Here is a 15,250-nt window from a genome sequence, read left to right on the forward strand (position 1 = left end):
ATCTTTGTCGAAGGTAAGCAGAATAAGCAGGGCGGCGGCTGACGTTCATCTTCTACTTCTTGCGTCCGCGCACCGCATTCCTTCCTACCGCTCTGTCTGATCTCGGAAGTCAGAAGGTTCATTTGTCCTGGTACGGCTTGGCCGGGCGTTGCCGCTGATCTGGCTTTGCTCCGTCTGCCCGCAGATTCGGAAATCTGCGCAGCAGAAGCTCGGCCTCGGCTTTTCGATGCTGCGCCTCCCACAGCGCTGCAAGTTCGACTGCAATAGCAGGCGCAAACAGATGGGAGCCCTGATGCTCGATGGTAGCAAGCGCCGCCAGCAAGCATCTCTCCGCTCCGCCGACATCGCCCAGATCGCGCAACAGCTTTCCCTTCAGCGCCAGCAGTCCTCCGTCGTACCAGAATTCTCCCGTCACCGCTCGTTCGCTGAGCGCCTCCTCGGTCCTGCGCAAGGCGTCCGTAGATCGACCATCGGCGCGATCGATCTCGGCGCTCATAGCAACGAAGAACGGATATAGCCAGCGGGCAGCGGTCGCGCGGTATGCGTCGAGCGCGCGTTCGATGCGAGCCACAGCCTCGATCGACCTGCCCTGCTGGGCCGCATGCCAGCTCAAATAGCATTCGGCGGCGGCAAGCCAGTAACGGAAATCGCGCTCCCGACACAAGTCGCCGAGCTCGGTTGCAAATTCAAGGTTTTGAGCGTTGGCGCCAAGGAGCCAGCTTACCCGGGCCGTTGCGCTCAGGGCGGAGGCGCGCGCGATCGGGCTGGCCAGCCGTTCTGAAATTGCAAGCGTTTCGGCAAGCAGCGCTTGGGCCTGCCGGTGCTCGCCACGCAGTGCATGGCAAAGTGCCAAATACGCCGGGGCCCCCGTCAGACGCACCTCTTCCAGGTTTTCCGTGCGGGCGGCTCCGTCGATCGCCACCCAGGCGCGCTCCAATGGATCCATAGCGCTTGCCAGTTCGCCTTGGTGCAACCGGACGATGCCGATGCCGAGTTCCCAGCCGGAGCGCCCGCCGGCCCGCGCGTCCTGAGCAACACGCAGTGCGCTCACATAATTGGCCCCGACCAAGTACTGGCGGTATATACCGTGTTCGATCACCTCCAGCCGCGATTTCGTGCCGAGCTCGTGACAGCGCGCGTTGGCGCGCGCATAAGTTTCCTGCGTCTCCGGATCGGTATAGCCGCGAGCCGACACAAGCGCCGTGAGCAGCACCAGGAGGATGTCGACCTCAAGCTCCGCGTGCTTGCGGTGCTTGGGCAGACGTTCTAGAGCCGCAAGGGCAAGGCGCAGCTGCCGCACGCTCTCGCGCATCGCGCCAATCGCCACCGCGTGCTTGCCGGCCTTGAATGCATATTCAACCGCAGTGTCGAACAGTTGCCCTTCGATGGCATGCAGCGCAACGAACTCAGGCTGACTGTGCGCCAGCTCGGGGAATTTGCTCTCGGTCGCCCGCGCAATGCGCGCGTGTAACTTTCGGCGCACATCCGCGCTCAGGCGCTGGTAAACTGCGTCCCGCACCAGGGCGTGTTTGAAAGTGTATGTAGCATCCGGCGGTACCCCGCGGCGGAAGAGCAGCCCGGCGGCCAGCAGCTTGTCCAGCCTGTCGTTGAGCGTCCCGGCAGGTAAATAACTGATTTCGCTGAGCAACTCGTGCGAGAACACTCGCCCGATCGCGGCTCCCGCAGCGGCAACGTCGCCGGCGGACGCCACGCGATCCAGGCGAGCGATGAGCGAGGACTCCAGCGTGAGCGGGATCGAACTGGCCGAAGCAGTGCCGGCCCCCTCGATGATGCTCTTCGTCAACTCCTCGATGAACAGAGGAACACCGTCCGTGCGATCCGCGATGCGTTCGAGATCCCCTGCGCTCGCCGAATGATCGCGGGCAACCCAGCCTGCAAGCGTCGTCGCTTCTTCACGGGTCAGACGTGTCAGCTTGATCTCAGTCCCGTGCTCGGGATCCGGCCAGGGAGCATTGAATTCAAGCCGGGCCGTGACCGCCGCCATTGCGGGCATGCCAGGCAAGCGATCAATCAACAGAGTGAGCAGTTCGACTGTCGTCGAGTCCGCCCAGTGGACGTCTTCGAATTCGATAAGGATCGGGTGCGCTCTAGACTGAGCTTCGAGATAACGAAGCAATACATCGAATATCTTCTGTTTGCGCTGAGGCGGTGTGAGCGATGCGGCAAAGGTCGGCACCTTGCACGGCAGCGACATCAGCTCCGCCGCGAACCAGCGCACCTCCTCCTGGTCTTGGTCCGGCCGTTGCAGCAACTGGCTGACTTTGGCGAGCTTCTGGTCTGCATCGTCGCCGTATTGAAGTCCGGCTGCACGCTCGATATGTTCGATGATCGGAAACAGCGCTGTATCGCTTCGATGAGGCGCACACGCAAAGTGGAGAAAGCCATGCGGCTCATGCTGGATGTCTTCACGTAAGGCTACAAGCAGCCGCGACTTGCCTAAACCCGCCTCGCCGGCGATGAAGGCAGTCTGACCGATGCCCGCCCGAGCCTCGCACCAGTGCCGAAGCAGTCGCGCTCGTTCCTCGGCACGCCCGACCAGCGGCGCGACTGCATGTTCGCGCAGCCCGGAAAAGCGGGTCTCTACCGGCGCGGCTCCGACGACTCTGAATACCTCCGATCCAGCATGCTCATGCTCACGAACATCGAAGAGCCCGCCGACCAGCTCGCGCGTGCGAATGCAGATGATGATTTCGCCGGCCGCAGCAGCGCTGGACAGGTGTCTCGCAGAATCAACGGGCTGCCCGATCGCGCTGTGACGTCGCTCATCGACATTTTCGCCAAGCGCGCCAACGATCGCGGTGCCGGTTGCGATCCCGGCCTGCACCTGCACGCGACCATCTGCAGCACCATCGATGCTGCCGCAAGCGTCTCGGATCTCGATAGCCGTGCTCAGGGCACATTCGGCGCCGCGCTCAACAGTGGGTGGCAAGCCGAAATGCGCCTCCACAACATCCGCCGAGCGCAGAGCAACGACTCCTCCGGACCTTGCTATCGCATCGGTACAGCAACGCTGGTAGCTCTCGATCAGTCGATAGGCCGATTCCGCATCGGCCTGGTCGGACCACGCGATGACACCAGCCAAACGGCAGACCATGACCGTAATCAATCGCCGCGCGACCCGATCCAAGCCAGGCAACATCCGCTCGCCGAGTAGCCTGAAGCGAACGGCCCGGACGATCTCCTGGGCGAGGCGATCCTGGGCCTGCAGCATGTCGTCTCCGGAGCCGCAGTCGAAACGCTCCGCCCAGAGATGGCTGCCATCGCCTGCATCGACGAGCTGTGCCGCCACGCGCAGCCGTTCGCCTACGATCCGCACGCTGCCTTCGACCAGATATCTGGCGCCGAGCGCTTGCCCGGCGTGGCGGATGTCGATCGCCTTGCCTTTGTACGCAAATGTGGAATGGCGCGACAGCACTGCCAGGTCCGCACTGCTCGACAGCGCCGTGATGACGTCCTCTGCAAGGCCATCGGCGAATTGCCCGACATTTGCATCGCTAGAGATCGGAGAGAACGGCAGCACGCCGATCGATGGCCGAACTGGGTCGATCGGGGCCGCGCGCGAGTGTGGCAGTGCCGACGGACGATCTTCCACTGTGACCGCGAGTTTGTAGCCGGCACCCGGAATCGTGATGATGAGAGAAGGATGCCTGGGATCGGGCTCGATCTTCCGTCTCAAGCGCGAGACCATGACGTCGACGCTGCGGTCATAAACCTCGACACCGCCACCACTGAGCGAGGCTCGCAACTGATCGCGCGATAGGACCCGACCCGGGTAGCTTGCAAATGTCGACAGCAACGAGAATTCACCCGCGGTCAGCGTCACCTCCTTGCCAAGTGGGTCGCGCAAGGCATGACCTGACAAGTCAAGCTGAAACCCGGCGATCACCAGGACGGTTGGCGCCGGCCGGTTGTTGCTTGCGGGACTGCTTGATCTGAGCAGCGCTGCCTGGACGCGGGAGACGATCTCTTCGGGGACGAGTGTTTCGACGATCTCAATGCCTTCCAATACCGGCGCCGCTTCACAGCGGTCCGTTGCCATCAGCACAATACCGGCGCCGTTCGCCAGTTCGCGTGCGAGCTCCAGGGTTTCCCGACAGATGCGCTCGGCTAGAATGAGACTGAGCGCAATCGCTCCTCCATCCGCGATGGCACGGGCCCGACCCGGTTCGACCGCGAGTTCGACAGCATAGCCGCGCTTGATGAGGTTCTGCGCCAGCGCGGCTCTCAACGCGAGATCACCGCCGACAACCAACAGCGTCTGCTTCGCAGCCTTGCCGGCCGAGTCGCCCGTCAGCCGAGCCATGTCCGCGGTCTCCGAAGGGCGCTGCCATCGGCAAGAACGCACATGATAGCTATTAGGCGGGCCAAAAGGGATTTCACTATTATCTTAGCAAAATACGTATGCGCACAATTGTTAAGTGGATCACAAAACTAAAAACTATTCGTTGCAATTCCAATAATACCGATGGCGACGATGGCCGTTACGACACGGTTACACTGCAGAAACAACCCAGAAAACTGAATCGGCCAAAGTTGCGTCTCGGACACGACTAACAAGTTTTTCGGACGTCTCTTTTTGCATCAGCCCTGAATGAAATTTAGTCATATCCCAGGTTTCGCAGAAGGCATTAGACCATCAGGTCAGCCGACCTTCTCTGCCAGCTACAGCGCGTTGCAAACACGACCAGCGCTGCTGATCGTGACCAATCAGCGGCTTCAATACATTGAGGAGAGACGCAAATGTCGAAGGCCTTAGCCTGCCTGGCGGCCGCCGGCCGTCATGGACCGCTTCTGCTGTGTGTGGGCGTCATGCTTGGGCTAATGCTCCCGACGCTGGCTGACGTGATGCGTCCGATCATGGGCATCGCGGTCTTCATCTTTACGCTCGGCGCGTTCCTGAAAGTGGACCGTGAAGCCTTTCAGCTCGAAGCGCGAGACAGAAAGCGCATGCTCACGGTGCTTTCTTGGACCACCTTTGGCGTTCCTGTCGTCACCTATCTGTTCGTACGATGGACGAGCTTTTCGCCTGATGTCGATGCTGGAATCATCCTGACCATGTTGGCGCCGCCGGTTGGAAGCGCCGCCGCGATAGCGGCCATGCTCGGACTGAGTGCATCGCTTGCGCTGATCGCGACGGTAGCGGCGACGATCCTGTCGCCATTCTATCTGCCGCCGCTGGCGAAGTTGATGGCGGGAGCCGAGCTGGACATCGATGTCATCGCCATGTCCCTGCGGCTCGCACTGATCGTCGGCGGCGCGGCAGTTTGCTCCTGGTTGTTGCGACGGTATGCCAGCGGCTGGATCCAGAAAAATCCCCACGCGATGACGGGGATTTCCGTGGTCGGCCTTATCGTCGTCGCGATCGGCGCGATGCACGGAATGGACAGACGCATCTGGGCCGCTCCCGGTCAGGCTGCTGAATTGCTGCTTCTTGCATTTGCCTTGAATGTCTTTTTTCAGCTTGTCAGCGCCGGATTGTTTTTCCGTTTGGGGACCTGCCGCAGCCTGACCGTTGGCTTGGCGAGCGGTAACCGCAACGTCACGCTGGTGTGGGCCGCAGCCACTCCATTCCTCGCGTCTCATCCGGGCATCGAGCTGTTTCTCGCGATGAGCGTGTTTCCCATTTTCATGTTGCCTTTGCTAATGCGCCAGGCGTTGCGCCTGCACGAAATACCCTCGCTGATCCGTTTTGGCGCCCGGCCGCTCGCGCCGTCTGGCGCCGCGGTCGAGGGGAGCGACTGAAAATGGCGCATCAGCATGTGGTCCGTTTGCTTCGGCTGTTGCTCGTCGTCATCCGCCTGCCCGTCATCTGGCGCGGTCGATGCGGTATTTCTCCGTATCTGAGTCGGGGATTGCGCCTCGGAGCGTTTGCAGCCTTTGCTGTGGCCACCGGTCTTCCCGCAACAGCGCACGTTCACGTCGGGCCGGATAGCGCGACAACGAGCTGGTATCCGCGCGACTGCTGCCACGATGGGGATTGCCACCCGGTTTCGGAGCTGAAAGCGCTTGGCGACGGCCTTGTCATGACGACCGACGATGGCGCCACGGTCTTCGTACCTTCGCGGAGTGCACGCCGGCCCTCGCTCGATAGCCGGTGGCACGTCTGTTTCGATCCCGGTGAGAAACCAGCAATCCTCTGCATTTTTGAACCGGCCAATTCCTGAAAGTTTCACCGTTCCCGTTCGTTGTCCCTCTTTGAAATGCGAGGAAGTCTCATGAGAGGTCGTACCTTCTGCTTGGCGTCAGTGACGCTGGCGTTCTCAATCGTGTCGACGCTTGCGGCCGACTTGCCGTACAGAAAGGCGCCGGCCTATGTCGCGGCTCCTGCGGCAACATGGACCGGTTTCTATGCGGGCCTGAACGCTGGCGTCGCGTTCGGCGACTCCTCACTCAACACCACGGGAACGCCATTTTGGTCCAATCCCGCAGGTTTGCTGGCGGGGGCGCCAGCAACGGCGAATGCGCTCGCCGCAGCGATCGCATCGAATGCCAGCAGTTCAGGCAGCGGGTTCGTCGGTGGCGGCCAGCTCGGCTATGATTTCCAATTCGCGCCGGCCTACGTCCTGGGCTTTGAAGCAGATATGCAGGCGCTCTCTTCCTCCAGGCGAACGGCAAGCGCTTCTTCGACGACGTCTTTTGCTCCCTTTGGTTTTCCAGCCAACAGCTACTCGTCGACCGCCTCGTTTTCGCAACGCCTCGACTATTTGGGGACCGTGCGAGGGCGCATCGGCTATCTCGCCACTCCAAGCCTTTTGACTTACATCACCGGTGGCCTCGCCTATGGCGGTGCGAACGTCAGCTCATCATTCAGCCTTCAGCAGATGTTCCCGGGTTGGACGACGACGATCGTGCCGCCGATTTTTGGCACGGGAAGCGCCTCCAAAACGGTCGCCGGCTGGACGCTGGGCGGCGGCCTCGAATGGATGCTCGGCTCACATTGGAGCGCCAAAGCCGAATACCTGTATTACGATCTCGGCACCGTCTCGGCGCCGATTTCGCTCACCCAAAACGTCAACGTCACCACCCCTTGGGCCACCGCAACCGGACAGACAAGCTCACGCTTCGACGGCCATATCATACGCGTCGGCGTGAACTACCGCTTTAACTGACAGGCACGCGGCGATTTAGGGCGCAATCGACAACAGTAGTGCCCACAACGGCTGTCGGGCTTGGTTCGGGTGAGCGGCAGGATACTTTTCTGCTCCTGTTTTGCCCGACGAGTCAAACGCCTTCGGCGCCTGACGAAATCAGGTCCGTCCAGCGACCGGGCGGCTCATTGCTTGCTGCGGCCGAGTGCTCCGAACTTCTTGCGCTTGCGGATCGATTCAACCAGATCGCATCGCGACTTAAGCACCGCCACCGCCGGCAACGCGCCGGTAGTTGTTCTACTGTGCATGAGGTTGTTCTTCAGAAACTGAGTTTTGGGACTGATGCGGACTGTGCCCGCAGCCCCTTTACCGCCCCGTCTTCACCTTGGTCCACAGCCGGTTGATGATCCGCTGCGTCGCCGGGTCGCGGGCGGTGATGACGAACAATTTCGAGAGCGTCGCCTCGTCCGGATAGATGTTCTTGTCGTTCAGAATCTTTGGATCGACCAGCTTCTGGCTGGCGAGGTTGCCGTTGGCATAGGACAAATAATCCGAGTTCTTGGCGGCGACGTCGGGACGGTAGAGATAGTTGATCAGCTCGTAGGCTTCCCTGACGTTCTTGGCATCCGCAGGGATCGCGAGATTGTCGAAGAACATCTGCGCGCCCTCCTTCGGGATCGTGTAACCGATCTCGATGCCACTCTTGGCTTCAGCCGCGCGGGCGCGGGCCTGCATGATATCGCCGGACCAGCCGACCACGAAGCAGATCTCGCCGGTGGCAAGCGCGCTCAGATATTCGGACGAGTGAAATTTTCGCACGGAGGGGCGGACCTTGGCGACGACATCGGCGGCCTTTTCCAGATCGGCCTGCTTGGTCGAGTTCGGATCGAGCCCGAGATAGCTCAGCGCCGCCGGAAAAATGTCGTCGGCGGAGTCGAGCATGTGGACGCCACAGTCTTTGAACTTGGCGAGGTTCTCGGGCTTGAAGACGATGTCCCAGCTGTCGATCTTGGCGTCCGCGCCCAAAATCTGCTTCACCTTGGCGACGTTGTAGCCGATGCCCGTCGTGCCCCACATGTAGTTCACGGCAAAATCGTTGCCGGGATCGTAAGTCGCGAGATTCTTGGTCACCATCGGCCACGCGTTGGCCAAATTCGGCAGTTTCGACTTGTCGAGTTTCTGGAAGATGTTCGCCTTGATCTGGCGCTGGAGGAAATAGGCCGTGGGCACCACGACGTCGTAGCCGGACTTGCCGGCCATCAGCCGCGTCTCCAGCGTCTCGTTGGCGTCGAAGGTATCGTAGACCACCTTGATGCCGGTCTCCTTGGTGAAGGCCTCAAGGACATCAGGCGCCATGTAGTTCGACCAGTTGTAGAAGTTGACGACGCGCTCCCCGGCGCCCGCCCCTTGCGAGAGGCACGTCAGCGCCGCGGCGATCGCAAGACCAAGGCCAAAGCGAGAGCGGCTGACGTTCTTCGTCATCTCTGTCTACCTCTTGCGTCCGCGTATGGCGTCCGACAGCCGCTCCAGTGCGATGTCCAGTGTCTGGTCTTTCTTGGCAAAGCAGAAGCGGACCACCGAGGTCACGGGGTCCTGCTCGTAGAAGGCCGAGACCGGGATCGCCGCGACCTTGTAATCCCTGACGATCCGCCAGCAGAACTCGGCATCGCTCTCGTTCAGCCCGAGCGGCGACAGGTCCACCGTGAGGAAGTAGGTGCCCTGCGACTTCAGCACGGGGAAGCCGAGGCTCTCCAGCCCCTTGGTGAGGCGGTCCCTGCTCCGCGTCAGATCCTTGCGCATTGACAGAAAGTACTCGTCGGGCTTGCCGAGGCCGTAGGCGACGGCGGCCTGCAGGTTGGGCGCCGTGGTGAAGGTCAGGAACTGGTGCACCTTGGCGGCCACGCGCAGCAGCGGCGGCGCGGCGCAGACGAAGCCGATCTTCCAGCCCGTGAGCGAGAAGATCTTGCCGGCCGAGCCGGCCTTGATGGTGCGCTCGCGCATGCCGGGGATCGTGATCAGCGGGATGTGCTTGTGCGCGTCGAAGGTGACGTGCTCCCAGACCTCGTCGGTGATCGCGATGACGTCGAACTCCTGGCAGTAGCGCGCCAAAAGTTCGAGGTCCTCGCGCGGATAGACCACCGCGGAGGGATTCAGGGGATTGTTGAAGAGCACCGCCTTGGTCTTTGAATTGAAGACGCTTTTCAGCATGTCCTCGTTCAGCCGCCAGTGCGGCGGTTCGAGCCGCACCAGGCGCGGAATGCCGCCGGCCTGGCGGATGATCGGCAGATAGGAATCATAGACCGGCTGGAAGCAGACGACCTCGTCGCCGGGCTGCACCACCGCGAGAATCGCCGAAGTCAGCGCCTCGGTGCCGCCGGAGGTCACCATCACCTCGCTCATCGGATCGAGCTTGAGGCCGTGCCAGTGGCCGTAATGGGTCGCGATCGCCTGGCGCAGTTCCGGGATGCCCATCATCGACGGGTACTGGTTGTAGCCGTTCAGGGAGGCGTCGGCCGCCGCGCGGCGGATGTCCTCCGGACCGGGATCGTCGGGAAAGCCCTGGCCGAGATTGATGGCGTTGTTGTCGCGCGCGGCCTGCGACATCGCTTCGAAGATGGTGACGGGAAGGTCGGCGAAGACCTTGTTCAGCGAAGAGCTCTTGGTCATCGCGACGTTAGCCACCAACCTTGCTGGGAAGTCCCGCCGCCTTCCAGCCGAGCATGCCGCCGGCCAGATGCTTGTCGTAAGGCAAGCCTGCCGCCTGGGCTGCGAGCGAGGCGGTCACCGAGCGCTTGCCCGAGCGGCAGGCGAACACGACCTCCTTGCCTTGCGGATCCGGGATCGCCTTGGGATCGAAGGTCGAGAGCGGCACGACGATGCCGTAAGGATAGGCCTCGGCCTCGACCTCGTTCGGCTCGCGGACATCGACCAGCAGATAGCGTCCTTCCGCAACACCCTTGGAGACCTCGTCCGGGGTCAGATCCTGTACTTGATTTGCCACATCATCCTCCAACGTCGCGACCCGCTTGCCGGGGCGATCCCGGCGGGCGGCAACCTCGCCTCTCGGCTCACGAAAATCAAGCGCTACAAAGGCTTGAGCTGCGTGCCGCAAGTTAAAGCTAAATCGCAGCGACTTGAAGTACAGCTTTGGGAGCAGCCTAAATCGTGACTTAGATCGTCACTTGCGTGCCGACCTCGACCACGCGGCCGCTCGGGATCTGGAAATAGTCGGTGGCGTCGTTGGCGGAGCGGCTGAGCGAGATGAACAGGCGGTCCTGCCAGCGCGGCATGCCGGAATGGGCGGCGGGCTTCAGCGCCCTGCGCGACAGGAAGAACGAGGTCGACATGATGTCGAATTGCCAGCCGAGCTTGCGGGCGATCGCCAGTGCCTTCGGCACGTTGGGCGATTCCATGAAGCCGAACTTCAGCGTCACCTTGGAGAAGGTCGGGCTGATCTGCTCCAGCTTGACGCGCTCAGCCGGATCGATCCGCGGGGTCTGCGCCGTCTCGATGGTGAGAATGACGTTCTTCTCGTGCAGCACTTTGTAGTGTTTCAGACTATGCATCAGCGCGGTCGGCGCGCTCAGGGGATCGCTGGTCAGGAATACCGCGGTGCCAGGCACCCGTTGCGGCGGCCGCTTCTCGAGCATCGCCACGAGGTCGGCGAGCGGGAATTCGAGCTTGCGCGACTTCTCGAACAAGAGCCGGCTGCCGCGCCGCCACGTGTACATCATGAGGATCATGAGCGAACCGAGCGCGAGCGGCACCCAGCCGCCCTCGAACACCTTGAGCAGGTTGGCTGCGAGGAAGGTCAGGTCGAGGAACAGGAACGGCAGGATCAGGGCGGCCGCAGTAAACGGCGACCACTTCCAGACCTTCCAGATCACCACAAAGCCCATCATCGCCGTGACCACCATGGTCCCGGTGACGGAGATGCCATAGGCCGACGCCAGCGCGCTGGAGGAGCGGAATAGCAGCACCAATAGCACAACGGCGACCAGCAGCAGCTGGTTGATGCGCGGGATGAAGATCTGGCCGGAATGGGCTTCGGAGGTATGGCGAATTTCGAAGCGCGGGAGAAGCCCGAGCTGGATCGCCTGGCGCGTCAGCGAATAGGCGCCGGTGATGACGGCCTGGCTCGCGATGACGGTCGCCGCGGTGGCCAACACGACCATGGCGCCGCGGACAAGGCCTTGCGGAAACAGCTGGAAGAACGGGCTCTCGATCGCGCCGGGATCGCCGAGCACGAGTGCGCCCTGCCCGAGATAGTTCAGCGCCAGCGAGGGCAGCACGATGAACAACCAGGCGGTCTGGATCGGCCGCTTGCCGAAATGGCCGAGATCGGCATAGAGCGCCTCCGCACCGGTGACCGCCAGGAACACCGCGCCCAACGTCACGAAGCCGATGATGCCGTGGTGGAGCATGAAGGACACGGCGTAGAGCGGGTTCAGCGCCAGCAGCACCTGCGGCTGCGCAATGATCGGATGGATCGCCACCACCGCGATCACGGCGAACCAGACACACATCACCGGGCCGAAGAAGGCTGCGACGCGGGCGGTACCACGCGATTGCACGGCGAACAGGCCGACCAGGATCACCACCGTCAGGGGCACGACGTAAGGCTCGAACGTCGCGGTGACGTCCTTCATGCCTTCCACGGCCGACAGCACCGACAGTGCCGGCGTAATCACGGCATCGCCGTAGAACAAGGCGCCGGAAATGATACCGAGCAGGACGATGGTCGCCCCGCCGGTGCCGACCGCGCGCTGGGCCAGCGCCATCAGGGCTAGCGTGCCGCCCTCGCCATTGTTGTCGGCGCGCAGCAGGATCACGACATATTTGAGCGTCACCACGACGATCAGCGCCCACAGGATTAGCGAGACCACGCCGAGGACGGCCGCGGGCGTCGGCGCGCCCTCCGCGCCTGATGCTGCCATCACCGCCTCGCGGAACGCGTAGAGCGGGCTGGTGCCGATATCACCATAGACCACGCCGATGCTGCCGAGCGTCAACGCGCCGAAACCTGCGGTGGTGTGGGCATCGCCATGCCCATTGGCCGCCGCCGTTTCCGGGGCGGTAACTACTACGTCACTTGTCATGGGAGAGCCTGGAGGCCTCTAAAAATGCTTCACTGCACAACGGCGGAAGAGCGCGCGGCTTATAGTCCTGCGCTGCTGACATAGCCTAGCCCGATTTTGGGCCCTCGGTATGCAAATTTTGCATGGGTCCACCGATTGCGTTCAAATAGTGACTTGGGTCCCAACTTCAACCACCCGCCCCGTCGGAATCTGGAAATAGTCGGTGGCATCGTTGGCGGACCGGCTGAGCGCGATGAACAGATGGTCCTGCCAGAGCGGCATGCCCGATTGCGCCGAGGCCTTCAGCGACCGCCGCGACACGAAGAACGAGGTCGACATGATGTCGAACTGCCAGCCCTGCTTGCGCGCGATCGCGAGCGCCTTGGGCACGTTCGGTTGCTCCATGAAGCCGAAGCGCAAGCGGACCTTTGAGAACTTCTCACTGATCTTCTCCATCCGGAAGCGGTCGGACAGATCGACACGCGGCGTGTGCGCGGTTTCGATGGTTAGGATCACATTGTGCTCGTGCAGGACCTTGTTGTGCTTGAGATTGTGCAACAGCGCGGTCGGCACGAAGGCCGGATCGCTGGTCAAAAACACCGCCGTGCCCTTGACGATATGCGGCGGCCGCTTCTCCAGACTGCGGATCAGATCGTCCAGCGGCACTTCGATCCGTCGCGTCTTCTGGATCAGGATTCCCGAGCCGCGCCGCCAGGTCCAGATCGTCCCCGCCATCGCAGCTCCAAACAGCAGCGGCACCCAGGCACCCTCGAGCAGCTTGAGCAGGTTGGCGCTGAAGAAGCTCATGTCGACCAGGACGAAGGGCATGATGACGGCCGCGGCGGTTGCCGCGCGCCAGTTCCACAATTTCCAGATCACGACGAAGCCCATGATGCCGTCGGCGACCATGGTGGTGGAGACCGCAATGCCATAGGCCGACGCCAGATTGCTCGGCGTGTGGAACAACAGCACCAGCAGCATCACCCCAATCAGCAGCAGCCGGTTGACGCGTGGCAGATAGATCTGGCCGGCATGGGTCTCGGAGGTGTAGCGCACCTCGAACCGTGGCAAGAGGCCGAGCTGCACCGCCTGATAGACCAGCGAATAGGCGCCGGTGATCACCGCCTGGCTCGCGATCACGGTCGCCGCGGTCGCGAGGCCGATCAGTGGCAGCAACAGATGTTCAGGCACCATGCGATAGAAGGAGTGCTCGATCGCGCTTGGGTCGGACAGCACCAGCGCGCCCTGCCCGAAATAATTGATCAGCAGCGACGGCAGCACGAAGAACATCCAGGCCGACTGGATCGGCTTGCGGCCGAAATGGCCGAGGTCGGCATAGAGCGCCTCGCCGCCGGTCACGGCGAGGAAGACGGCACCGAGCGTCACCAGGCCGATCGTGCCGTGCGACAGCAGGAATTGCAGTGCATAATAGGGATTGATCGCGGCCAGCACCGACGGATCGTCGGCGATGTGAATGACGCCCAGCACCGCCAGCACGGTAAACCAGATCACCATCACTGGCCCGAAGGCCGACGCCACCAGCGCAGTCCCCTTGCTCTGGACTGCGAACAGCAGCACCAGAATCAGCACCGTGAGCGGCACGACATAGTGCTCGAACGCGGGCGTCGCGAGCTTGAGGCCGTCGACCGCCGACAGCACCGAGATCGCGGGCGTGATCATGGAATCACCGATGAACATGGAGGCGCCGACCACCCCCAGCGCGAGCAGGAACCAGCTCCGTCGGCCCAGCGCGCGCTGGCCGAGCGCCATCAAGGAGAGCGTGCCGCCCTCCCCGTTATTGTCGGCGCGCAGGAGCAGCAGCACGTATTTGGCGGTGACGACGATCAGCAGCGCCCACAGGATCAGCGACAGCACGCCGAGCACCATAATCCGCGTCACCGGCGCGCCATGCGCCGCGCCCCTGACCGCCTCGTGGAAGGCGTAGAGCGGCGAGGTCCCGATATCGCCGAAAACGACGCCGATGCTCCCGAGCGTAAGGGCCCAAAAACCGGAGGTGACCGGCCCTTCCTGGGTCTCGGTCGATGTGATGCTCGCCGTCATGAGGGTGGAGAACGCTTCGTCCCTGGAATTGATCCGGCGCCTTTCGACGCTTCCGGCGCGCCTGTCAATCGGCACGCCACCATAGCAGGTGCCAAGCGAGAAGCTGTGACGGTGCGGCCACGTTCGTCGCCGTCGCGACGATAGGTCTCAGGTAAAATGGTAGCGCAAGGGATTTACGGCTTCAAGTTCGGCGGCAACGGCGGATCTTCACGCATCAGGGTGATGGTCACGCGGCGGTTGGCAGCGAGCGATGGATCGTCGGGAAAGAGCGGCTGGGTGTCGGCCTTACCGGAGACGGCGAAGACGTGGGCCGGTGGCAGCCCCTCGCGCTCGAGGATCTGGCGCACGGCGTTGGCGCGGTCGGCGGACAGGTCGAAGGCGCCGTAATCGCTGCGGGTCGGCACGAAGCCGGCCGCGGTGTGGCCGGCGATGGAGACGCGCAAGGGGGTCGCCTTGAGCGGGATCGCGAGCTTCTCGATCAGGCGGCGGGTGCGGTCATAGGGCACTTTGGAGCCGTCAGCGAACATCGAGCGGCCGTCCTGGTCGACGATCTCGAGGTTGAGGCCCTGCTTGGTCTCCTCGAACATGATGTGCTTGGACATCTCGGTCAGTTCCGGCATGTCCTGCAAGGCCTGGCGCAGAGAGGCGGCGGCGAGCGCAAAATTGCGATCAACCTTCAGCTTCGCGCCCGACGTGCGGTCGCGATCCTCCTGGTCCGGCGTCGGCGTGTTGGAGGATTCTTCGGGCTGGATGTGGTCGACGTTCTTCAGCCGCGCGCGTGTCGGCAGCCCATCGGATTCGATGATGCCGGAATAGCGCGCTTCGGTCTGGACGCCGAAGGCGTCGCGCATGGAGCCGGCGACGATCTTCAACTTTTCTGCGTCCTGGGTGGAGAACGCGACCAGCATCACGAAGAACGCCAACAGCAAGGCCATCAGATCGGCAAACGTCACGAACCAGCCATGGCCGCCGTGTGCTTCTTCGCGTTTTTTCTTTGCCATG

General features: G+C 62.5%; 10 protein-coding genes. 3 read left to right on the forward strand and 7 right to left on the reverse strand.

All coding sequences use genetic code 11. The annotated features are described in order from the left end of the window. Nucleotides 1–118 precede the first annotated feature (118 nt). The gene (locus tag JJE66_RS22765; RefSeq protein WP_200516726.1) at nt 119–4,324 is read right to left on the reverse strand and encodes a winged helix-turn-helix domain-containing protein; all 4,206 of its coding nucleotides are present in this window, start codon (nt 4,322–4,324) and stop codon (nt 119–121) included. Nucleotides 4,325–4,761: 437 nt separating this feature from the next. Here JJE66_RS22765 and JJE66_RS22770 point away from each other — a divergent pair, with 437 nt between their 5' ends. The 3 genes from JJE66_RS22770 to JJE66_RS22780 all read left to right on the forward strand — a co-directional run bounded on the left by JJE66_RS22770 (nt 4,762) and on the right by JJE66_RS22780 (nt 7,130). Further along, a complete protein-coding gene (locus tag JJE66_RS22770) occupies nt 4,762–5,763 on the forward strand; it encodes a hypothetical protein (RefSeq protein ID WP_200516727.1) in 1,002 nt (333 codons plus the stop codon). A 2-nt stretch (nt 5,764–5,765) separates the two neighbouring features. Further along, entirely contained in the window at nt 5,766–6,185 is a 420-nt protein-coding gene (locus JJE66_RS22775) for a hypothetical protein (protein ID WP_200516728.1), read from the forward strand. Between the two features lie 81 nt (nt 6,186–6,266). After that, complete coding sequence (locus JJE66_RS22780; RefSeq protein WP_311979943.1) at nt 6,267–7,130, forward strand: outer membrane beta-barrel protein; 864 nt, start codon at nt 6,267–6,269, stop codon at nt 7,128–7,130. Nucleotides 7,131–7,475: 345 nt separating this feature from the next. On the opposite strand, the gene JJE66_RS22785 is transcribed toward JJE66_RS22780, so the two are convergent. From JJE66_RS22785 to JJE66_RS22810, 6 genes are all read right to left on the reverse strand, one after another. Next, the gene (locus JJE66_RS22785; RefSeq protein WP_200516729.1) at nt 7,476–8,591 is read right to left on the reverse strand and encodes a polyamine ABC transporter substrate-binding protein; all 1,116 of its coding nucleotides are present in this window, start codon (nt 8,589–8,591) and stop codon (nt 7,476–7,478) included. A 6-nt stretch (nt 8,592–8,597) separates the two neighbouring features. After that, nucleotides 8,598–9,776, reverse strand: a complete 1,179-nt coding sequence (locus JJE66_RS22790) for an aminotransferase (protein ID WP_200516730.1) — start codon at nt 9,774–9,776, stop codon at nt 8,598–8,600. 7 nt (nt 9,777–9,783) lie between these two features. Beyond that, the gene (locus JJE66_RS22795) at nt 9,784–10,110 is read right to left on the reverse strand and encodes a rhodanese-like domain-containing protein (protein WP_200516731.1); all 327 of its coding nucleotides are present in this window, start codon (nt 10,108–10,110) and stop codon (nt 9,784–9,786) included. A gap of 169 nt (nt 10,111–10,279) precedes the next feature. Next, nucleotides 10,280–12,208, reverse strand: coding sequence for a potassium transporter Kup (locus tag JJE66_RS22800; RefSeq protein WP_200516732.1), 1,929 nt, complete (start codon nt 12,206–12,208; stop codon nt 10,280–10,282). 141 nt (nt 12,209–12,349) lie between these two features. Beyond that, complete coding sequence (locus JJE66_RS22805) at nt 12,350–14,248, reverse strand: potassium transporter Kup (protein ID WP_200516733.1); 1,899 nt, start codon at nt 14,246–14,248, stop codon at nt 12,350–12,352. A gap of 173 nt (nt 14,249–14,421) precedes the next feature. After that, complete coding sequence (locus JJE66_RS22810; protein WP_200516734.1) at nt 14,422–15,249, reverse strand: flagellar motor protein MotB; 828 nt, start codon at nt 15,247–15,249, stop codon at nt 14,422–14,424. Between the last annotated feature and the right edge of the window lies 1 nt (nt 15,250).

Origin of the sequence: Bradyrhizobium diazoefficiens, from assembly GCF_016612535.1 — a bacterium.
Lineage (GTDB): Bacteria > Pseudomonadota > Alphaproteobacteria > Rhizobiales > Xanthobacteraceae > Bradyrhizobium > Bradyrhizobium diazoefficiens_C.